16 protein-coding genes and 4 pseudogenes are annotated in these 21,220 nt (G+C 39.7%); 13 read left to right on the forward strand and 7 right to left on the reverse strand.

Annotation, left to right across the window (positions count from 1 at the left end; translation table 11 throughout):
• The first annotated feature begins 33 nt into the window (after nucleotides 1–33).
• From PGX00_RS13565 to PGX00_RS13580, 4 genes and pseudogenes are all read left to right on the forward strand, one after another.
• Nucleotides 34–1,080 carry a DUF3549 family protein gene (locus PGX00_RS13565; RefSeq protein ID WP_272137278.1) on the forward strand — a complete coding sequence of 349 codons (1,047 nt, stop codon included), beginning with the start codon at nucleotides 34–36 and terminating at the stop codon, nucleotides 1,078–1,080.
• Nucleotides 1,080–1,393, forward strand: a pseudogene (locus tag PGX00_RS13570) (DUF3301 domain-containing protein). The gene PGX00_RS13565 and the pseudogene PGX00_RS13570 overlap by 1 nt, the downstream one beginning before the upstream one ends.
• Before the next feature lie 743 nt (nucleotides 1,394–2,136).
• Nucleotides 2,137–2,415 (forward strand): annotated as a pseudogene (locus PGX00_RS13575) (hypothetical protein); the annotation flags it as partial.
• A complete protein-coding gene (locus PGX00_RS13580) occupies nucleotides 2,413–2,856 on the forward strand; it encodes a YaiI/YqxD family protein (protein ID WP_272138076.1) in 444 nt (147 codons plus the stop codon). The pseudogene PGX00_RS13575 and the gene PGX00_RS13580, both read left to right, overlap by 3 nt.
• A gap of 135 nt (nucleotides 2,857–2,991) precedes the next feature.
• Here PGX00_RS13580 and PGX00_RS13585 read toward each other — a convergent pair whose 3' ends face one another.
• Nucleotides 2,992–3,768, reverse strand: coding sequence for a Zn-ribbon-containing protein (locus PGX00_RS13585; protein ID WP_272137280.1), 777 nt, complete (start codon nucleotides 3,766–3,768; stop codon nucleotides 2,992–2,994).
• Nucleotides 3,769–3,772: 4 nt separating this feature from the next.
• A complete protein-coding gene (gene syd / locus PGX00_RS13590) occupies nucleotides 3,773–4,318 on the reverse strand; it encodes a SecY-interacting protein (RefSeq protein WP_272137282.1) in 546 nt (181 codons plus the stop codon).
• 84 nt (nucleotides 4,319–4,402) lie between these two features.
• Between syd and queF the strand changes: the two are divergent.
• The 5 genes and pseudogenes from queF to xni all read left to right on the forward strand — a co-directional run bounded on the left by queF (nucleotide 4,403) and on the right by xni (nucleotide 11,637).
• A pseudogene (gene queF, locus PGX00_RS13595) lies at nucleotides 4,403–5,247 on the forward strand (NADPH-dependent 7-cyano-7-deazaguanine reductase QueF).
• 25 nt (nucleotides 5,248–5,272) lie between these two features.
• Nucleotides 5,273–7,561, forward strand: a complete 2,289-nt coding sequence (locus PGX00_RS13600; protein ID WP_272137284.1) for a tetratricopeptide repeat protein — start codon at nucleotides 5,273–5,275, stop codon at nucleotides 7,559–7,561.
• 102 nt (nucleotides 7,562–7,663) lie between these two features.
• Nucleotides 7,664–9,238: a GGDEF domain-containing protein gene (locus tag PGX00_RS13605; RefSeq protein ID WP_272137285.1), complete on the forward strand. Its 1,575-nt coding sequence runs from the start codon at nucleotides 7,664–7,666 to the stop codon at nucleotides 9,236–9,238.
• Between the two features lie 184 nt (nucleotides 9,239–9,422).
• Entirely contained in the window at nucleotides 9,423–10,781 is a 1,359-nt protein-coding gene (gene ppnN / locus PGX00_RS13610; RefSeq protein WP_272137287.1) for a nucleotide 5'-monophosphate nucleosidase PpnN, read from the forward strand.
• A gap of 85 nt (nucleotides 10,782–10,866) precedes the next feature.
• Nucleotides 10,867–11,637, forward strand: a complete 771-nt coding sequence (gene xni, locus PGX00_RS13615) for a flap endonuclease Xni (RefSeq protein ID WP_272137289.1) — start codon at nucleotides 10,867–10,869, stop codon at nucleotides 11,635–11,637.
• Between the two features lie 104 nt (nucleotides 11,638–11,741).
• Here the strand turns inward: xni and rlmM are convergent, their stop codons facing one another.
• From rlmM to thiI, 4 genes are all read right to left on the reverse strand, one after another.
• Nucleotides 11,742–12,833: a 23S rRNA (cytidine(2498)-2'-O)-methyltransferase RlmM gene (rlmM, locus tag PGX00_RS13620; protein ID WP_272137291.1), complete on the reverse strand. Its 1,092-nt coding sequence runs from the start codon at nucleotides 12,831–12,833 to the stop codon at nucleotides 11,742–11,744.
• Nucleotides 12,830–13,237, reverse strand: coding sequence for a DUF423 domain-containing protein (locus tag PGX00_RS13625; protein WP_272137293.1), 408 nt, complete (start codon nucleotides 13,235–13,237; stop codon nucleotides 12,830–12,832). Before PGX00_RS13625 ends, rlmM begins: the two co-directional genes overlap by 4 nt.
• A 10-nt stretch (nucleotides 13,238–13,247) precedes the next feature.
• A complete protein-coding gene (locus PGX00_RS13630; protein ID WP_272137295.1) occupies nucleotides 13,248–14,159 on the reverse strand; it encodes a transcriptional regulator GcvA in 912 nt (303 codons plus the stop codon).
• Nucleotides 14,160–14,546: 387 nt separating this feature from the next.
• Nucleotides 14,547–15,995 (reverse strand): tRNA uracil 4-sulfurtransferase ThiI, encoded by a 1,449-nt coding sequence (thiI, locus tag PGX00_RS13635; protein ID WP_272137297.1) that lies wholly within the window; start codon nucleotides 15,993–15,995, stop codon nucleotides 14,547–14,549.
• 379 nt (nucleotides 15,996–16,374) lie between these two features.
• Here thiI and PGX00_RS13640 point away from each other — a divergent pair, with 379 nt between their 5' ends.
• The 4 genes from PGX00_RS13640 to PGX00_RS13655 all read left to right on the forward strand — a co-directional run bounded on the left by PGX00_RS13640 (nucleotide 16,375) and on the right by PGX00_RS13655 (nucleotide 20,245).
• Nucleotides 16,375–17,703, forward strand: a complete 1,329-nt coding sequence (locus tag PGX00_RS13640; RefSeq protein WP_272137299.1) for an anaerobic C4-dicarboxylate transporter — start codon at nucleotides 16,375–16,377, stop codon at nucleotides 17,701–17,703.
• 247 nt (nucleotides 17,704–17,950) lie between these two features.
• A complete protein-coding gene (locus tag PGX00_RS13645; protein ID WP_272137301.1) occupies nucleotides 17,951–19,555 on the forward strand; it encodes an ATP-binding protein in 1,605 nt (534 codons plus the stop codon).
• On the forward strand, nucleotides 19,545–19,790 hold the full coding sequence (locus PGX00_RS13650; RefSeq protein WP_272137303.1) for a response regulator: 246 nt from the start codon (nucleotides 19,545–19,547) through the stop codon (nucleotides 19,788–19,790). Before PGX00_RS13645 ends, PGX00_RS13650 begins: the two co-directional genes overlap by 11 nt.
• Complete coding sequence (locus tag PGX00_RS13655; protein ID WP_272137304.1) at nucleotides 19,790–20,245, forward strand: HTH domain-containing protein; 456 nt, start codon at nucleotides 19,790–19,792, stop codon at nucleotides 20,243–20,245. Before PGX00_RS13650 ends, PGX00_RS13655 begins: the two co-directional genes overlap by 1 nt.
• Here the strand turns inward: PGX00_RS13655 and PGX00_RS13660 are convergent.
• A pseudogene (locus tag PGX00_RS13660) lies at nucleotides 20,239–21,215 on the reverse strand (flagellar motor protein MotB). The gene PGX00_RS13655 and the pseudogene PGX00_RS13660 overlap by 7 nt on opposite strands.
• Nucleotides 21,216–21,220: the final 5 nt, after the last annotated feature.

A 21,220-nucleotide genomic window follows, 5' to 3' on the forward strand; every position in this document is an offset into this window, starting at 1 on the left:
TATTAAACAAAGACGAATAGAGTAATTAATGCAATGGAAAATATTCAAACCCTAACTCAACTGCTACGAAATAGTGGCTGTGAATATAAAATTTTTGATTTAGGGAGACGTATCCTATCGGTTGAGAACAAACTGTTTTCTAATGTAGAGCTAAGCCAACAACCCTATCCGTACCCACTGCAAAGACACGCTCATATTGCTATAGCTTACTGGAATGAGGAAAAACAGCCTTGGATCTGGTTTTTAAAATTCCCTTTAGATGAACGTGGCTTATTGAAGCAATCTGATATCGGCAATTTTATAAAATATGTCGTTGAAGCCATGGGCACGAGATTAGGTGGCGAGATAAGTGAAGATCAAGAACAAAAGCTTGCGAATAACCCTTATACATTTAAGCCCTCTGAAGACAAAATGGCAGTATTTCATAGCCAAATTCGAGCTTTTTTAGATATGCAAACTAGCCAATATTATGAGCATGCTCAACACTATTTTAGCGGAGGGCTTGGGTGGGATAAGTGGCAAACTGTCGGGCTTCAAGGCATTGCAGATATCTGCGCTCGAATCAACCAAGAACAAAATGGTGTCATTGTTCGTAAATCTTTGCGTCATATTCCCAGTGAACCAAGGTATGCGATACTCGGTGTATTAGAGCATACGGACTTACCGGATAAACTATCCGACACTCTTTTAGAGCTTGCTCAAAAAGAGTGTGTACACAACACACCAGATCTGTTTTTGCTCTCTGCGTACGTTAGAGCATTATCTGGTGCTAGCACCTCTCAATTAAACACTCTCGTCAACACTATATTAGTTAGCCCACGTCTAAGTCATCAGGAAGTCCTCATCGGTATTGCGGGGCGTTCTTGGCAAGTATTGGAAGACCCGATATTAGCTGAAAAATACCTATTAAGATTGGCACAAACAGGTAATCAAAACCTATTTAACCAGATATTTGCAGACCTAGTAATGCAACCAGCATTGCGTCTAGTCTTATTACCGTTACTGCATAGCAATCCTTCTAATGATTTAGCCGCTGCACTTGTCAGCTTACAACAGACAACGAAAGCAAAGGCTAATTGATGATTAGTGACCTATTAGCAATACTCGGTTTAGGTTTTGGCTGTTTTCTTTTTGGCAGCAACGAAGGCAATCAGAATTAGCAAAAGCTGCGATTGCAAGACGATGTGAACAACTCGATTTACAAGTGTTAAGCGTTTCGTTTGGCGCACATAGAATAAAAACGCCAGAAGGAAATCTAAAGTGGCATACTGCTTATCAATTTGAGTTCTCTGCTCTCGGTGATGACTGCTATCAGGCAAATTTGATTATGCGTGGTTTTAGACCGGTGCGTTTTAATATCCCACCGTACCGGATGAGCGAAACGCTTCATTAAAATAGGTGTTCAGAATAAGAAAAGCCCCGATACTTTCGTATCGGGGCTAAAGTCTTACTTGCAGCAATCCAGCTACCAAAATGCTCCATGCATCATCCGTAATAGTACTGAATCCTTCAGCTTATCCTGTGCATCGCCATCCTAGCGGTGTCCTAGTCATCCTAACTACTAACGTTCCTCGTTAGCGAACATCACTTGTTCCTTGAGCGGTGTCCCTTACATCGTCCTGATGTTGTCCCAGCCTGATCCTTTCAGGTGTTCCATTGCAAATCCTTGCCGTTAGTATCCTACTAACGTTGCATCCTGCAATGTCCTTTGTCCTTTTAGATTACTATCCTAGTAATCTCACTTCTTCCTGAATATAACCAAGTCCTTGGTTATTCTTAAATCCTTTGCCAACTCCTTGTCGACGAAGATAAGATTACTATTTTTAAACTTTTGAACAAGCCATTAATATTAATATCTACTTTTTAAATACGTTCAAAGCATGAACAATAACCTTACAAACAATGAGTTACACCACACTTCGTTAATCATTTCTCCATAACTTATCGTCTTTTCCTACATATTTGTGAGAGATCTCTTACAAGAGACTTCTTGATTAGATATGCACAATCTTAGAAATATCATTCATAAATATAATCATACGCTCTTTAGATTCACTAAACATATAGACGTTAAGGTCTAGATAACTGAAAGAGCACAAAGTAGTATATGAAGATAAAGAAATAGTGGAGTTCTATATGCAAACTAAAGACGTATCTGCTGAACTTGAACAAGCAATGCAAAAAATTCATGCTCTGGGTAAGCAACCTACTGTTGCGTTGGTTAAGGCTCAATTACATACCAGTGTTCCTATGCCTGCAATTATAGCGGCAATCAAGAGCTGGAAAGGCAACAAATCTGTTCCCAAAATAGAAATCGCTGAAAAGAAAGAACTCGATCTCGAAAAGAGAATAGAACAACTAGAAAAACAAGTTATCGAGTTAACCCAAAAAATGAATACGCTAGAGGAAAAAATGAAGATATGGGTTGATGCGGATGCTTGTCCAAAAGTCATTCGAGAAACACTGTTTAGAGCAGCAGAAAGAACCGGGGTCGATTGCATATTTGTAGCCAATCACAGAGTTCCCGTACCTACACGCACTAACATCAAATCCATTCAAGTTGAAAGTGGATTTGATGTCGCAGATAACGAAATTGTTCGACTAGCGGAAAAAGGAGACCTAATCATTACCTCAGATATTCCTTTAGCCGACGAAGTTATCACCAAAGGTGCGCTTGCTCTCAGCCCCAGAGGTGAGCTTTATACTAAGGAGACAATAAAAGCTCGACTAAATATCCGAGATTTTATGGATACAATGCGTTCAAGTGGTATTCAAACAGGTGGACCCAGTGCGTTATCTCAAACCGATAGAAGAGAATTTGCTAATCATTTAGATAGAGTGTTAGCAAAACGCTAATCTTGAAGAAGGTACATCTTGAGCGCCTTCGGGGTCTTGGGTCTTGGGTCTTGGGTCTTGGGTCTTGGGTCTTGGGTTACTTATAACTTTCTAGATTCAAAAAGCGAAGCGTTCGAGACTTAAGATTTTAAATCTCTACTTCAACTGGTCCCAACTGATGTTGGATACAATGCGGCATTTGTCGCATTTAAAATAGAAAACATCATGTAAAGGTGTATCTAAAAGCCACTCTCCTCCGCACTTTGGACATACTCTCTCTTTTTCTTCTTTAATGCTCTTTCCACCAACTCGATAGAGATAATAATAAGTTGGAATGTCAGTAAGATATTCAATACGGCCCCGTATATCCCACCCACGACGGAACAAATCACTATCAATCTGAGTTATTTCTGCAAGGGCGGCGTGTTCGGCCTTACATCCCCCTGCCATTTGCAATTCATCACATGCTTGCCATTCTGTTTGCCACTTAATGACAGCTTTATGATCGCCATTTAGCGTTGCTGGATGTCGATATAAAGGGATCGGCAAAAGCGAATCCCCACTTCGTAAAGGAGAACACGTATGCACATAAGTTGTATATAAAACCTGCCAACTTGGTGTTTCTTGTTCAGCCGCTTCTTCGGAATTAATATCGCGGCCTAGCAATCGAACCTTGGGCGACAATAGGCTCGCTTCTGATAACTGCTTAATACAAACATTTACGTAATCAGAATGATTATCAGGATGAAGGCTATTTTCTTCAGGACAAACCACTCTCACATAGAATATGCCATCACCCATAACGATAGGAAATTCTCGACCGAGGATCTGACCATTATACCTAAGCGCTTCTAAAAGAGCATTTACACCTTTATCTACCGCCGAAACGGTTGTGTTATCAAAGCACTCAAACTGCAATTCAGCAACAACCATCCTGCTATACCTCAGGCACAATATCAGTAAGAAAATCGGTCACGTTTTGAGCTAAGATGTCACGCTTATCCGTTCCCAATCGTTCCAGAATCACATTCCCTGTAATATTACAGATAGATATAACATCCAACTCAGCCTCAGTTACACCAATAAACACTGTGGGTTTCAGTTTCAATCGCCTTTGAGTCACAAGGTGGCCCAGCATATTTTCTTGTAAACGAACAAAATCATCATCATTCCAGACTTGTAGCAGCGTAAACGGTTTATCTTGCCATGTCGCTTCCATATCCGCGCTATACTGACTACCATAAAATGCTTTTATATCTTCATGTAAACTAATCTCAATGCCATTTTCCACATTAGTAAAATCTGCCATTTCATCGCGCTTGATCGGCTGCCAATAAATGGCCTCTCCGTCGCTTTTTTCTACACATACAGACACCAAACCGACCAATTCTTCATTCTTAGGTAACGTTTGGTGTTTATCTTGCCAGGCTTGCAGATAGCGCAAGGAAAAGAGATGCAAAGCATCTGTAACAGGTTGAGTCATGTAAGCTCCTTGACTTGAGTTGATGACAGCGTATACGCGATTAAGTAGAATCTTGGGTATTCTAATCGATAAATGCAATTTAGTATGAGCAAATATTCAAATTCAGCTGAACTCTCAGGGTTAACCCTTGGCCAAAAAACAGAATATAGCCACCAATATGACCCAGCATTACTGCAACCAGTCCCAAGAAGCCTCAATCGAGATGACCTCAACTTAGGTGATAACCTCCCTTTTAAAGGCTGTGACATATGGACCCTCTACGAATTATCTTGGCTTAATGACAAGGGGTTACCACAAGTCGCAGTAGGAGATGTCTCTATTCCTGCATCAAGCCAAAACTTAATCGAATCGAAATCATTTAAGCTTTATCTAAATAGTTTTAATCAAACTCGATTTACTAATTGGGACAAAGTAAGAAGCACCATAGAAAGAGATCTATCTAACTGTGCAGGAGAAAAAGTTAGCATCGTGCTTAATCCTGTCTCACAGTTTACTGCTCAACCTATTATAAATATGGCGGGGCAATGTATTGATGAACAAGATATAGAGATTACTGACTACCAGTTTGACCCTGAGTTTCTAAAAGGATCAACCTCAGGCATACCGGTCAATGAAACATTACACAGCCACCTTTTAAAATCTAACTGTCTTATCACTAATCAACCCGACTGGGGGAGTGTCGAAATCCAATACTCAGGAAAAAAATAGATAAAGAAGCGCTGCTACGATACTTAATCTCATTTAGAGAGCACAATGAGTTCCATGAACAGTGCGTCGAAAGAATCTTTATGGATATAACTCACTATTGTAAACCAGATTCGCTTACAGTATATGCTCGCTATACTCGCCGCGGTGGCTTGGATATAAACCCATACCGCTCAACAGTATTTTTGGCACCACAGCACAACCATAGATTAGCACGCCAATAAGCTTAATAAGGTATATAACAAACCAATGTCAAAATCTGCATTATCTCGACTGCTCATTTCCATTGCATTATGGGGAGCGGCAACCACCACCTTATATAGCACTGGCGTTTTCGCTGACGAAATCACATCTACTGTCTTAGAGGAAGCGGAGAAGGTAATAGAGATTGTTCCTGAACGTTCTAAAAAGATTGCTCAGCAGTTTTTGACTGCCAGAACATTAGCTGACAAAAAGCAAGGCCAAAGCCAAAATCACACCTCAAGGGATGAGGCTGAAAATACAGTTCGAACACCTAGCACCAGCATTAAAGCACTGCAAATTATAGCAAAAGCAAAGTATATATTAGGTGATTCAAGAGGTTCGTTAATCAGCGTTGAACAAGCAGAAAATTTAGCTCGTACTTATAATTTACCTCATCAGATAGTAAAAGTTCAGATATTAAAAGCAACATTATTATGGCGATTAACCAAAGATGAAGACAAAACAAGAACGCTAATAACAAGCATTGAGCAAGGCATTGAAAATAAAGAACAAACGTTTTTGGATATCGAACTAAACTACCAATTACTGATGCTGAAAGCTGAAATCGCCACCTCACAGGAAGACAACTCACTAGCCAAAAATTATTTTGATCAAGCAAATAATTTTTTAGTCAAACTCAATAATGAAGAGCTATTAATAAAACATCAGGTTACATTAGGCGAGTATTATTTAACCAATACGAATTATAATCAGGCGCTTTATCAACTGCTGTCTGCATACTGGTCTGCAATCGAGAATGACAAACCTATATTGTTAGCGGAGATAAACCGGGTAATTTCAGATCTCTTCATTAAAAAATCCGTTCTAGACAAAGCATTAGAACACCTTTCTCAGGCAGCAGATTTTTATGACAACTACGAAAACTCACGCAACCTCGCAACTATCCTAAAAAAGATGGCCGATATTTATTACTCTCAAGGCCAGTATAACCTAGCATTAGTGCATTATTTTAATGTATTAGACTCCGAAGAAGTCAATAGAGATATTGAAGATATCATTCAGGTCAGGTTAGATTTAGCAAAAACTTATCTTCAGTTGTATAACTACCCACTTGCGGAACAATACCTACAAAGAGCAAATGCATTATTGGCCTACGCCAAAATAGATAACTTAATAGCAACATATTATTTACTTAATTCTGAATTGGAATTTTTGAAAACCAATATTAATAAAAGCTTAGGCTTTGCAGAAAAGGCCCTTGAAATTGGTGAAAAAACAAACAACGAAGATATTCAGTTGCATGCATACTTACTTCTTACAAAAGCATATGAACATATGAGTAATTATTCAGATGCATTCATTAGTGGAAAAAAATATGACCAATTAATAACAAATAAACAACAACAATTATTAACTATTTCAGAAAATGACTTTAGAGAACAAAAGTTGTTTATTGAGCAATCGTTGCATTTTAAAGACCAGTCAAAGTTACTCTCTCAAAGTAATGAAGAACAGATACGTTTTAGATATGCAAGCGCTATTCTATTTGTGCTTTCATTACTAATACTTGTCCTCTTTGTACGACGTGGCATCGTAAATAAAAAGATGAGGCATCAACTTAGCAACCTGTACAATGACCACTATACACACCCACGTTCAGGTTTACGTAACTTCCGATTATTAAACGTGAAACTGCCATTTTCTTTAGAGCAAAGCAGCGCGAATTTTGAACAGTGGAAGACAGGTGATCTCATCAACGAACCTCTCCATGATAAACTCCGTTTTATAATGATAGAGTTACCAAGCTTACGAACTGCATATCTTCAACAGGGGTACAATGCAGGCCTGCAACTTGAAGCTGAATTTGGTGCGTTTATAAAAACAAAGCTAAAGAGCCCCGCAAGGCTTTATCATTTTGCTGACGGCATGTTCTTATATGTTGAACCGAATACAACGCCAATTAAAACAGCTAGAGAACTATTTGAACAAGTTAATAATTGGGTAAAAGATTTTAAATCGGACAAACTTCTTGATAGAACGATTCGAGCTGGAATTGCCGATTATCCATTTTTACCAAGAGCCTACACCGCGATAAATGACAAAGAACTAATCGATATATTATTAATGGCGTCCAATCTTGCACGATTACAAAATCACCAGCATGGTGGAAATCAATGGGTCAGTTTAACCGCAATAGAAAATGCACCGGCTGCAAGTTTTGCAAGCGGTGATATTCGCTCTGCTTGCCTATCTGCTATCGAAAACGGCCTAATAAAAATTGATTCTAGTGATAAAATTGAGGACAACATCATAAAATTAAGTATCATTGAATAATTTACCGGTTGTTATCCGATAATTTGAATGACCTATTAGTTATTTTTGTTATTATCATTTAGTTGTATTATTTCAAGGACAGATGCGCCATTTACTTAATATATGAGTGAACTCAACCTTGCAGGTCGGCAAGAAATTCTCAAGCAGATCGACCAATTTAAATTACAATTAGAAGAAGCAAGACTTAAACACCGCGATGCGTCTTTTAAGCATTCAAGGGAAGCGCAAGTCCTGAAGAGGGTTGTAACTAACCTAAGTACCGCGTGTTTGGGGTACAATAGTGATCTTGATGAAGCGGTATGTTCACTGAAATCGGCATTTCAGCAACAACAAGATATCTCCAAACTGATTCCCCGATTGGCGGTTCTAGAGCGCATGCTCAAACAAAACAATAATACGATGGAAAAACAAAAAGTTCATTTAGATAAAAGAGTAAGACACAGCGGTGAAACACTGCAACGCATACCTGGGCTACCCGCTCAGCTTAAGCGTGACTTAAGAAACTTATTGAGCTTCCCATCAGTTAAAAACCATAACCAACTGGACCAAGCTACTCGACTACTCACTATTTATGAAAGAGCTATTAAGATTATTACGTCTAGTAGCGCACATTCATTGCAAAAGACACCCGAAGTCAATCAAGAACTACTCAACAAGTTAGCCGAAGAATTACAACACCTAATCAGTGAGCTTGATTTTGATGGTGAATCTGGTGACCTACTCAATGACATTAGAATCAAATTATTAGTCGGAGTGGGAACTGAAGCACTGATAGAGCTAACTTTACAAATACTCAAATTGGTTATTGAGGGAACGCATTACGAGCGAAAAACATCCGAACAGTTCTTAACTCAGGTCAATAGCTCATTAAATAACGTGATTAAAAGTTCAAATCAAAATACAGAACAAGCTTACTCCTATTCAGAGCACAGAAAACAAATGGCAACTGAGCTATTGGATATATCCACAGAGAGTCAAAGTGCTCTTGATGCAGCAATAGACCTAGAAACAGCGAGATCGGCTGTAAAACCGTTACTTGATCAAATTGCCATGCTAACTGAACGCCTTAAACACAATGAGCAAAGAGAAAGCTCCGTCATTGAAAGAATGCAGCATAACAATCGTCAAATGGAAGGGCTGTACGAATTAACCCAAGAACATAGACGACGTATCGATGATCAAGCAAAACGAATTCTCATCGACCCCTTAACCAAAGTATTTAATAGGACTGCCTTCCTCGAAAGACTTGAAGTTGAATACCACAAATGGATTAGAGCACAAAATAAAATTAGCCTTGTTCTTTTCGATATTGATAAATTCAAGTCTCTTAATGACAGTTTTGGTTACACAGCCGGTGACAAAGCCTTAAAAATAATCGCCAGAACCATAACTAAAGAGGCTAGAGATATAGACGTTGTTGCTCGTTTCTCTGGCGAAGAGTTTATCTTAATTCTTCCAGACATTGATTTAAAAGAGAGCAGATCACTCATTGAAAAAATACAATTACATATCAGTCGGCTGCCGTTTAAGTTCCGTGACCAAAGTATCAGTGTAACTGCCTCCGCTGCCTGCACAACGCTAAAAGATACAGACACACCAGAAGAAGTAATAGATAGGCTTAATCTTTTACTCAATGAATCAAAACGCAAAGGCACAAATCAGATAGTCATCAAATAATTTCTATTCCTTTTTCTTCTGTTCTAACTCATTTCTTATAAAAAAATTGCTTTTCGCTTGTACTCTTTCACCATTGACGAGTATGGTTAAGTCTATAACCCTTAATCTTCAATAAGTTAAACCATACTCAATTAAGGGTTAATTCTATCCAATAATAATACTTCCTATCGTAAGGAGGAACCATATGATGACACATATTAGCCCCGCGGGCAGTATGGACTTACTATCTCAATTAGAGGTAAAACGACTAAAAAAAGAGGCTACTAGCGACCTTTACCAACTCTACCGAAACTGTACATTAGCGGTACTCAACTCAGGTAGCCATACAGACAATTCACAAGAGCTGCTCGATAAACACAAAACATTTGATGTTGATGTAGTCAGTCGAGAGCGAGGCATAAAACTAGAACTTACCGACCCACCAAAAGATGCATTTGTGGATGGCACCATCATTACTGGCATTCAAGAACATCTGTTCTCTGTTCTTCGCGATATTGTCTATGTAAATATGCATGTTTCCCGCATACACCGCGAAAACCAAGACGACCCAGAACATATTACAAATTTAGTTTTTGCTATTTTAAGAAATGCTGGAGCGCTTCACCCCGGACTAGAGCCAAACTTAGTCGTGTGCTGGGGAGGCCACTCAATAAAGCCTAACGAATATCAGTACACGCGAGAAGTAGGCCATGAACTAGGCCTAAGAAACCTCAATATTTGTACTGGTTGTGGCCCTGGCGCGATGGAAGGGCCGATGAAAGGTGCTGCTATCGGTCATGCAAAGCAACGTAACGATGAACCTAGATATATTGGCCTAACCGAACCGTCCATTATTGCGGCAGAGCCACCAAACCCTATTGTTAACGAACTCATTATTATGCCCGACATAGAAAAACGCCTAGAAGCGTTTGTTCGTATGGGGCACGGCATCGTTATTTTCCCTGGAGGGCCAGGAACCGCGGAAGAGTTGTTATATATCTTAGGTATTATGATGCATCCAGACAATGCGGCCCAACCGATTCCTATTGTGTTAACAGGACCAAAAGAGAGTGAAGCCTATTTTCGTTCTATTGACGAGTTTGTTGCAGATACTCTTGGGAAACAGGCACAAAAACACTATCAGATCGTTGTAGACGATCCTGAAAAAGCCGCTCGAATAATCAAAGAAGGTATTCCAAACGTTCGAGAGCATCGAAAAGAAACTGAAGACGCCTATAGCTACAATTGGTCGTTAACGGTATCTCCTGAGTTTCAAAAACCGTTTAACCCAACACACGAAAATATGGCGAACTTAGATCTACATATGGATCAGCCGACTGAATTATTGGCTTCAAACCTTCGTAAAGCCTTTTCAGGCATAGTGGCCGGAAATGTCAAAGCCGAAGGTATAAAAGAGATTGAAGAACATGGTCCTTTTATTATTAATGGTGATTCAGCCCTAATGGAAAAAATGGACAAACTGCTCAACGACTTCGTTTCTCAGCAAAGAATGAAGTTACCGGGTTCTGAATATGTTCCATGCTATAAAATCGCAAGTGATTGATAAACATAATTTAGGTAGAATAGATTCTTACTTTTAGAATTTATTCTCCTAAATTGAATTCAATAACTATTTTTATTGGAAAACTATGTCTATTCATCTAGTGATCATCGATGCTCTTAACCTTATCAGACGAGTTCACTCTGCCCAACCTGATCCAACAGACATTACCAGAACAATAGAGACAACCAAAAGAACACTTCATCGTATTCTATCCGAATCGGCACCGACTCATATTATTGCTGTCTTTGACCATCACCTCCAAGACAGAGGTTGGAGAGCAAAGCTCTTACCCAAATACAAACAGAATCGTAAACCTATGCCAGAACCGCTACAGCAAGGTTTAGACAGTATTCAGGAGGCCTGGTGGGAACTTGGTATAGATTCACTCTTATCTGAGGGAGATGAGGCTGATGATCTAGTTGCGACACTTGCCGTTAAAGTTGCACAACACGGAGAGACCGTAACCATCGTCTCTACAGACAAAGGTTACTGTCAACTTCTAGCCCCTACCTTACAAATTAGAGACTATTTTCAGCATCGTTGGTTAGATGCCACTTTTGTAGAAAAGGAATTTGGCGTAAAGCCAAGCCAACTCTCTGACTACTGGGGATTAACTGGCGTTAGCTCTAGTCAAGTAACTGGTATTCCAGGCATAGGACCAAAAGCAGCAAAAGAGATCCTCAATCAATTTAGCAATATTGAAGAAGCGTATCGTTCTGATGAACTTGCTGAAAAGTATCGTAAAAAGTTTGATGAACATATAGAGCTAGCCAGGGTATGCAAGCAGATATCATCACTCAAGACCGATGTACAATTAGGGTTTAACTTGCAGGATATTCGATACAACACTAATTAATTGACCACTATTTAACCTAAGCTACAGGTTAAATAGTGGTGGCAGAAGATAATAATTCTAGTCGACACCAAGCACATGATGTCTAAGGCTCGTATGGTTAAGCACTACCTTGGCGAGATATTCGATAGGCACTGAATATGCACCGTGATCTCTTCTCTATCATGATACAAATGTTTCGCTTGAAGCCTATATTTCACCTCATGTTCTTTGAGAAAATACTTAAGATTTTCAATATCTTCTAAAACTTCATCATAACGGCCCTTCATAGGCAGTTTAAGATTGAATATTGCCTCCTTCGCTAAACCACGAATGATCCACTCTCCCATTAACTGAGCGACGCGAGAGGGCTTTTCTATCATATCGCACACAAGCCATGTTATGTTTTTCTTTTGAGGTTCAAACTTAAAACCATCTTCCATATGGTGTTTAACCTGTCCGGTCTCCATCAAGCTATCTGCCATCATGCCATTATCGATAGCATGTACAAACATCGAACGCTTAACCAGTTGATATGTCCAACCGCCAGGACAAGCACCTAAGTCAACCGCCCACATTCCGGCAGCTAAACGAGTATCCCATTCATCTCTAGGAATAAATACGTGAAATGCCTCTTCAAGCTTTAATGTTGAGCGACTTGGCGCATCAGAAGGAAACTTCAGTCTTGGAATCCCCATAAAAAAGGCAGAACTATTATCAGGGTAAGAGTAACCTAAGAAACAGTGCCCTGGAGCAACAAAACAGACATGTAGAACGGGTTTCTTGGCATTCTCTTTCTTATATAGCAACCCTTTTCCTCTCATCGCCTGACGAAGAGGAACAGTAAATTTACGACAAAACTTAAGCAATTCTTTCGCTTCATTGGTGTCTGGGGTTTCTATACGGATATCGCCACAGGTTGGAAAAGCGTCAATACTATCCAGTGTCATCAATATCGGTGAAATTCGATCATCGCTTGGTAGATCTTGAAACTCGGCTGCTACCGCAAACATTTGACGCGCAAATATTAACGCCTGAAAATCTATTTTTTTAATCAGCGCGTCAGCATCGCCTTCTTGATAGCACTCAAAAAATACATAACCTTGGTTTTTCTTAATCCTAGGAAAACCAAAAATTTCTAATTGATTCGCCTTATCTTGAATTTCACCTGCACACTCTTTTTCAAAGCCTGAACGGCAATAAAGCATCACTTGTTTCACTGAGTAACCTCATTTATATGTAATGCTGAGTACACAAAGAAAACCCAGCCAAACAGAAACATAACACCACCCAATGGGGTGATAGGACCAAACCACTTAAATCCTGTTAGTGCAAGCCCATAAAGGCTGCCACTAAAACAAAGGATGCCGATAATAAAGCAAATTGCCGCTCTGAAAAGCCCTTTTTGCACTTTTTCGTTAGATTTAAACCTCAGAAAGATAGCGCAAGCTATTATAGCGAAGGTATGAAGAGCTTGATAATGTACGCCGGTTTCAAAAACAGACAGTAAATATTCCGATAGCATCGGCTTTAAAGCATGGGCAGCAAGTGCGCCTAAAGCCACAAAAACAAAGCCTGAGATCCCCGAAATAATCAGCAATTTTGATGATAAATTACTATTCATTTTAATGGCCTTATTCGTCATCGTGAAATTCTTCTTGCTCACTGGCGGCTTTGGCTATCATCCAATCACGAAATGTCGCAATTCTTCCAACATCAGCTTGGCTTTCATGGCACACGACATAAAAAGAATTCTTACTTAACAAAACTTCGTCAAAGGGAGAAACTAGCCTTCCCGCATCCAATTCTGGCTGAGCCAGTACATTATTACCAAGCGCTACACCTTGACCATGAACAGCCGCTTGTAACACCATAGTTGAGTGACTAAAGATTGGGCCATGATTCACATTGATTCCTTCAACCCCATTGTTTTTTACATACTGCTTCCACTCTTTTCGCGATGTATCGTGCAACAACGTATGATTTTTCAAATCGGCTAATCTACTAAGCGGTTTTTCCGACATCATTAAACTTGGCGAACATAGTGGAATCAAGAACTCTTGATATAGCTTATCTATTCTGAGGCCAGGCCAACTGCCACGACCATAATAAATGGCCACATCTATGTCATCGGTTAAAAAGTTATCATCTGAATCTACGGCTTTAATACGAACATCAATATCTGGCTCTTGTTGATTAAAATCAGCCAATCTAGGAACCAACCATTGAATAGCGAAACTAGGCGGTAAACTAATAGTAAGCGCGCCTTTTTCGCTTCTCTCTAGTACCTTATCAGTGGCTGCAGCAATCGCACCAAAGATGTCTTTAATATCAAGAAAATAACTTTGGCCTTCCTCTGTAAGCAATAACGACCGATTCCTACGTCGAAATAGTTTAAGCCCGAGAAACTCTTCGATAGACTTAATCTGATGACTCACCGCAGCTTGAGTCACAAATAATTCTTCTGCTGCCCGTGTAAAACTCAGGTGTCGCGCAGCGGCTTCAAATACCTTTAAGGAGTTTAGCGGTGGTAATCTTCTAGACATTTCAGCCCTTACTTATTATTCATTAGTTTTTTTATCTGAAGCATTATAAAATGTCCATTGCTTGACGGCTAGAGAAATTCTATATTTCGTCCCGCAACGTTAGCCTGAACGGCTTGGTTTCTTACCAATTGGTTAATGTTGCGATGTTGTGTTTGCAAATCTCGAATTCGAGTTAGGTAGAATCTACCTAGGATTTCCATCAATCTAATTGATGCAAAACCATACTTCCTGTATTAATTTGACCTGTCTGTCAAAGAATTTATTTTTGCACTGTCTATATGGCAGTGCTTTTTTTGCGTCTACTAAATAGCTTAAACTCAACACAAATAAAAAAACCAACAATAAAATGTTGGCTTTTTAGATAAACAACACGCTAGTAATAATGTTCTAAGGTCTATACACCTTCACATTATCAAAGCCTTGTTCTTTCAAATAGAGCGCTTGTAAACGGCTCATCACGCCACGGTCACAATACAGCAGATAGTCTTTAGTTTGGTCTAAATCGCCAAACTTAGTGGCCAGCTTGTAAAATGGTAAGTGTTGAACCTCTACACCATCAATCACCAAAGGACTTTCATCTTCTTCGTCCGGGCTACGAATATCTAAAACAACCGCATCACCGTCCAGATCAGAAACCAGTTCTACATCTGGAACTTGCGCTTGACTCTCCTTCTCTATATCACGGATATCCATTACGCGAGCGTTATAAACCACTTTCTCTAAAACAGAAAAGTCGAAGTTTTCTTCTTCTTTTTCTAATTTCTCTTTGATCGCTTTTACAGTTGGCTTTTTAGAAATCACACCGCAATATTCAGGCATCACTTTAGCAAAGTCTTCTGTTCCAATCACACGAGCTAAATCGATAATATCTTCTTTGTCCCAGTTAATTAATGGTCTTAGAATCAGTGTATCGGTTACTCGATCAATGTGACGTAGATTAGTCAGTGTTTGACTAGACACCTGCCCTAACGCTTCACCAGTAATCAAAGCTTGAATACCGAATTTCTCAGCTAAAAGACCACCAGCGCGCATAAACATACGTTTAAGCACAACGCCCATTTGGCCGTCATCAACTTTCTCTAAAATCTCAGCGACTACTGGTTCAAAATCGACCGAGATAAATTTAACCTTGGCTGACGAGCCGTATTTATTCCACAAGAAATGAGCTACTTGCTTCACGCCTATTTCATGTGCTGGGCCACCTAGATTAAAGAAGCAGTAATGTGTTTTGGAGCCGCGTTTAATATGTAGGTAACTAGAAACACCAGAATCAAAACCACCAGAAATCAAGCTCAATACATCTTCTTGAGTACCTAGAGGAAAACCGCCTAACCCTTTATAACGTGCAATAACTTGGTTTAGCTTCTCGTTAGCAACCTCAATATTAACTGTAACATCTGGGTTATTAAGTTTAACCTTAGCGCTTGCAACAGCCTGATTCAGACCACCACCAACATAACGTTCAAGTTCGATAGAGGTAAATTCGTGTTTACCACGACGTTTAGCTCGTACTACAAACGTTTTGTCTTCGATTAATTTGCCACTCAGCTCCAACACCTGTTCATAGATATTATGCATATCTGTAAATTCAGACTGCTGAACCTCCAATACGTGGTGAATACCGGGCGTATGAGTAAGCACAGTTAAAACTTCTTGGTAATACTCATCACTACTAGCTGTTACTTCAATGTGATCACGACGGTTGAATACAGCAACAGATTCTGTTCTACGTTGGATAATAATTCGAAGATTACATTCCAAAATACGTGTGAAACGCTTACGCACTGATTCACTTTTAACAAAAATCTCTGGATGGGGCTTAACAATAAATTTCATATGTGGTTTCGCTAAATAAAATACAAGGATGTCGCATTTTTCTAGCATAAAGCTAGAAAACTAAGGCGCAACACTATACACGAATTAAAGGATAATTTAAAAAATTAAAAAAACCAAAGAAGTAATCTAAGACTATTTTTTAAGGTCAGGTTATTAGCATTACTTGGTTCAAACTATCTAATCTTTTCTCCCTCAGTTACAAAAGTTACAAAAGCCACAATTAGTTACAATAACTCGCGACACTGATTTCCTTCTTGAATCAATTGATAGACTGCATCAATAAAGAATAACCTTACAAATTCCACCTATTTATCTTTCAAGTGAGAAAACTGGGCGAATTTGTATAAAAACAAATCATAATTTCAAGTAAGGATAAATAATGTTATATCTTGAGTTTTTGTTTCTATTACTGATGCTCTATATGGGCTCACGTTATGGCGGCATTGGGCTGGGGGTTGTCTCCGGTATTGGATTGGTTGTGGAAGTGTTTATTTTCCGAATGCCACCTACCTCTCCACCAATCACCGTCATGTTAATCATTCTGGCCGTTGTAACCTGTGCCTCCATTCTTGAAGCGGCTGGTGGATTAAAATTCATGCTTCAAGTTGCGGAAAGAATACTGCGTAAGAATCCCAAAAATGTCACTCTTATCGCCCCTTTTGTTACTTATACCATGACATTTATGTTAGGTACGGGACACGCTGTATATTCAATTATGCCAATCATCGGTGATGTCGCCCTTAAAAATGGTATTCGCCCAGAACGACCTATGGCGGCGGCCTCAGTGGCATCACAGATAGCAATTACGGCTTCGCCAATTTCTGCTGCTGTAGTCTATTACCTCGCACAACTCTCTAATATTCAAGCAGATATTACGTTGGTTTCTATTCTGATGGTGACTGTACCTTCAACACTTGCGGGTACGTTCTTGATGGCCTTGTATAGTGTCCGCCGTGGTAAAGAATTAAACGATGATCCAGAATATCAACGTCGCTTAAAAGATCCGGTCTGGAGCGAGAAAATTCTTAAAACCACAGCAACAACATTGGATGAAGTTCTCCCTAGTTCTGCTCGCAACGCTGTTCTGATTTTTCTTGCGGCTTTGCTAAGTATTGTCGCTATCGCCATGCTTCCAGAACTAAGAACGATTGTTGAGGGTGAAAAGCCAATCAAAATGTCCGTTATCATTCAAATGATGATGCTTGCTTTTGGTGGCGTAATTCTTTTAGCCACGAAAACCGACCCGAGAAAAGTACCTGAAGGAGTAGTATTTAAGTCCGGTATGGTCGCTGCGATCGCTATTTTCGGTATTGCCTGGATGTCTGATACGTACTTTAAGTACGCGCTACCAGAATTTAAAGACGGCATAATTGGAATGGTTACGGACTACCCTTGGTCATTCGCATTTGCTCTATTTATCGTTTCCGTTGTGGTTAACTCTCAAGCGGCAACGGCTCGTATGATGCTACCCGTAGGTATCGGTCTAGGGTTAGACCCAGCACTACTTATCGGTATTATGCCAGCAGTTTACGGTTACTTCTTTATACCTAACTACCCTTCCGATATCGCCACAGTGAACTTCGATTCATCAGGTACGACTAAAATTGGTAAGTGGTACTTTAATCACTCGTTCATGTCTGTTGGTATTATAGGGGTGGTTTCTGCGTGTATCTTAGGTTACTTACTAGGACAAGTATTCCTCACCTAACAGGTTGTATTTAATCTCTGAAAATATATGGCTAAAAAACCATTCACTTCAAAATGAATGGTTTTTTTAACACCTAAATTACAGACCAAATATTACTGTAACCCTCATTTTACAGCTTGAATACACGACAGAGATGCACATTTACTGATTCAACACATATTGGAATTAGCATAAAGCCCGCTATACTGCTCTTTCGTCATCAAATGATTATTTACTGAAGCCGCTATCTGTAAATAGAGTCCTCATTATGAAACTTAAGAGTTATCTCGCTTTAACCACCATCGCCACTTCATCTTTTATAGTTATTGTTGTAACGACGGCTGTACTACTCTTATTGCAAACCTCACATCAAGAAGGCTTTGAGGCGAGAGGATTGGAACTTGCTCGCGTTCTTGCCCACAACCCCGTAGTCATCAATGCTGTCGATGCTAAAAATAAAAATCAACCTAATAACCTACAAAACTACATTGAAAATATTAGAAAAAGTACAGATGCATCCTACATCGTTGTAGTAGATAGAAATGCGATGCGGTTAAGCCACCCAATTCCAGAACGAATTGGCAAGCACTTCGTTGGTGATGATATTTACCCTGCTTTAGAAAAAGGTACTGAGTACAGTAGTGTTGCGTCAGGATCTCTAGGTGAAGCCATTCGTAATTTTTCACCGGTTCGGCTCAATGGAGAAGTAATAGGTGCGATTTGCATCGGCTATTTATCAGTAAAAACCTCGAGTATTCTACTTAAGAAGTTTAGTGATATTGGCTTGATTGTAGGTAGTGTATATCTACTCGGAATAGCGGCTATTTTTGCGTTTGTGTTTAAGATTAAGCGAACTTTTCTGGACTATGAGCCTGAGTTTATTGTAAATAAATTCCACGAGCATGAAATGGTCTTTGATAGCATTAGGGATGCTATCATTTCTGTCGATAGCAATATGACAATCACTACTATTAACAATAGTGCCATTAAAATGCTATCTATGGGTACATCCGACCGGTACGACTATATAAACCATTCTTTAGCCCACTATTCTAGTGCCTTAAGTCATCTAGTACTTTCAAAACAAGGCGTTTTTCATCAAGGTGTATTTACCATTGGAAAATTAAAGTATCGAGCTAATATATACCCCATTATCACCAGCAAAGGTCTATTAGGTCATGCCATCGTGTTTTTTGCTAACCTTAACCATGATGAGCTAGAACGTGAAGTGAATTACCTAAAAAATTATTCAGAAATCTTACGCACTAAGACCCATGAATACTCAAATAAACTCAATGTGATATCAGGCATGCTGCAAACGGGTAAGTACGATGAAACCGTTGATTTTATTCAACAAGAAACGGACCGATATCAATCTGTACTTCGTAATATCGTTATGTCGATAACGGATAGCGCTGTAGCAAGTATATTGCTTGCAAAATTTAACAAGGCATCAGAAATTGGCGTAAAATACACTATCGATGTAGACAGTAATCTATCCAATTACCAAAAAAACGCTTCAGAAAAACTGGTCACTATTCTCGGTAACCTGATTGATAATGCATTGCTTGCATCATGGCAAAATAGAAATAACGTCACTCCTGAAGTTTGTGTGTACTTGAGTGATCGTAGTAGCCATATCATTCTAGAAGTTCAGGATAGCGGTGCTGGCGTACCCGATAAAATCTCAGAACATATTCTAGAATTCGGAGTAAGCTCGAAACACAACGATGAGCACAATGGGATTGGTTTGTATTTAGTAAAGCAACTTGTTGATTACTTTCATGGAAGTATTGACTGGGAACGCACAGATAAACAAACCACACTTTTTAGTGTCTACTTAAACAAGAGTGACGTAGAGAATGACAGTTAAATATACGGTAATGATTCTCGAAGACGATGTGAGAGCGAGTTACACATTAGAGTCCACCATTAATCAGCTTCCCGAGTTTAACGTGGTAGCAGTGAGTGAAACCTGTGCAGAAGCGCTATTACAATATGAGCTATACGAACCCATGCTCGTTTTCGTCGACATATCATTACCCGACGGGAACGGTATCGATGTCATTCGCCAGTTACGGGAAAAAAAGCACAGTGTGACTTTGTAATGACTACGGCTGAAAGAGAAACCACAACGGTGGAAAAAGTGGTCCAACTCGGTGTCATTGACTATCTCGTCAAGCCTATTCGAATGTCCAGAGTGCATCAAACCTTAGCGGACTATAAGCAATTCAAACAACAACTATCTGAACGCTCGACGGTTGACCAAGGTGAAATAGACCAAATTCTACGTAAGGCACCTGAGAAAAAACTGAGAACAACACCTAAAGGCATCGATATCAATACCTTGTCGTCTTTGAAACAGATTCTTCAGCAAGAGAAATTAATAGATTTTTCAGCGGAAAGCATCGGTGAACGTATGAATGTGAGCCGCGTGACCGCAAGGCGCTATCTAGAGTTCCTAGAATCCGAAGGCCTGGTCCGCCTAGTTTTAAATTACAATACTGGCGGCAGGCCTCGTCGTTTATATCAAGTTGTAGAGCGTAGAATTAACCACTACTGAGCGACACTAACCTCATCGCTATATTGTGGTTTACCTTGCAGTATACCAATTTCAACGCGCCTATTTTGCGCTCTCTGAGCAGAAGTCGCATTGTCGTTAAGTGGCTCTGTATCGGCCATTCCTCGAACTCTCAGTCGAGCATGGTCAAACCCTGTTACTTTTTCCATTTCATGAGCGACAGACACCGCTCGCTGTGAAGATAAATCCCAGTTAGAGCGATACAATTCAGAATCTAAAACTTGATCATCTGTATGACCAGAAACACGAACAATACCTGGAACATCTTTCACGAGATCTGCAATTTGCCTTACCAATGGTCTAAATTTCGGTTGCAAGAATGCGGAACCAGCAGGGAAAGCACCTTTTTCTCGAATACGAATAACGATTTCCTGCCCAAGGTTTTCGACTTCAATCGCACCTTGATCTATCTCTCTTTCTAGCGCTTTCTTAATACTCTCTTCTAGGGCATCCGTTTCTTGCGCCATCGCTTCTGCTTGAGCTTCAGCATCTGATTGCGATTGTAAGTCTTGCTCTTGTTCCGATTCTGCTTGAGAGTTTTGGTTCATTTTGGTCGATGTTTCTGGTGATTTACCACCGGTCTGCTCACCAGCTTCTCGGTTTTTACCACCCGCTCTCGCCGACTCCCCTTCGTGAAAATCAAGAGTAGGTTGAGTGATATCAATAGTTTGCTGCATAATAACGTCGATAGGCGTAGGTTCAGGCCTACCGGGTCTGAACTCTTGAGCTATTACGCTTGTACCTTTAGGTATATCTTTCACTTCTAATCGGTTTTGTACACCGAACGCAAATTTCATCGAACCCGCAATTTGCTTGAACTTCAATACATCCATCTCTGAAAACGAAAGAAGAAGTACAAAGAAACACATCAAAAGTGACATCAAATCTGAGAAGGTTGCCATCCATAAAGGTGCCCCGGGGGCGGGCATTTGCAATCATCTTCGTCATCCATTATTC

The sequence above is a fragment of the Vibrio algarum genome, assembly GCF_028204155.1.
Lineage (GTDB): Bacteria > Pseudomonadota > Gammaproteobacteria > Enterobacterales > Vibrionaceae > Vibrio > Vibrio algarum.

Excerpts from the sequence above, each read along its gene's own strand:
- PGX00_RS13640 (WP_272137299.1), top strand. The coding sequence starts at position 16,375 with ATGTTATATCTTGAGTTTTTGTTTCTATTACTGATGCTCTATATGGGC.
- PGX00_RS13565 (WP_272137278.1), top strand. The coding sequence starts at position 34 with ATGGAAAATATTCAAACCCTAACTCAACTGCTACGAAATAGTGGCTGT.
- PGX00_RS13630 (WP_272137295.1), bottom strand. The coding sequence starts at position 14,159 with ATGTCTAGAAGATTACCACCGCTAAACTCCTTAAAGGTATTTGAAGCC.
- xni (WP_272137289.1), top strand. The coding sequence starts at position 10,867 with ATGTCTATTCATCTAGTGATCATCGATGCTCTTAACCTTATCAGACGA.
- PGX00_RS13605 (WP_272137285.1), top strand. The coding sequence starts at position 7,664 with ATGAGTGAACTCAACCTTGCAGGTCGGCAAGAAATTCTCAAGCAGATC.
- PGX00_RS13650 (WP_272137303.1), top strand. The coding sequence starts at position 19,545 with ATGACAGTTAAATATACGGTAATGATTCTCGAAGACGATGTGAGAGCG.
- PGX00_RS13600 (WP_272137284.1), top strand. The coding sequence starts at position 5,273 with ATGTCAAAATCTGCATTATCTCGACTGCTCATTTCCATTGCATTATGG.
- syd (WP_272137282.1), bottom strand. The coding sequence starts at position 4,318 with ATGACTCAACCTGTTACAGATGCTTTGCATCTCTTTTCCTTGCGCTAT.
- ppnN (WP_272137287.1), top strand. The coding sequence starts at position 9,423 with ATGATGACACATATTAGCCCCGCGGGCAGTATGGACTTACTATCTCAA.
- PGX00_RS13645 (WP_272137301.1), top strand. The coding sequence starts at position 17,951 with ATGAAACTTAAGAGTTATCTCGCTTTAACCACCATCGCCACTTCATCT.
- PGX00_RS13585 (WP_272137280.1), bottom strand. The coding sequence starts at position 3,768 with ATGGTTGTTGCTGAATTGCAGTTTGAGTGCTTTGATAACACAACCGTT.
- PGX00_RS13580 (WP_272138076.1), top strand. The coding sequence starts at position 2,413 with ATGAAGATATGGGTTGATGCGGATGCTTGTCCAAAAGTCATTCGAGAA.
- PGX00_RS13625 (WP_272137293.1), bottom strand. The coding sequence starts at position 13,237 with ATGAATAGTAATTTATCATCAAAATTGCTGATTATTTCGGGGATCTCA.
- PGX00_RS13655 (WP_272137304.1), top strand. The coding sequence starts at position 19,790 with ATGACTACGGCTGAAAGAGAAACCACAACGGTGGAAAAAGTGGTCCAA.
- thiI (WP_272137297.1), bottom strand. The coding sequence starts at position 15,995 with ATGAAATTTATTGTTAAGCCCCATCCAGAGATTTTTGTTAAAAGTGAA.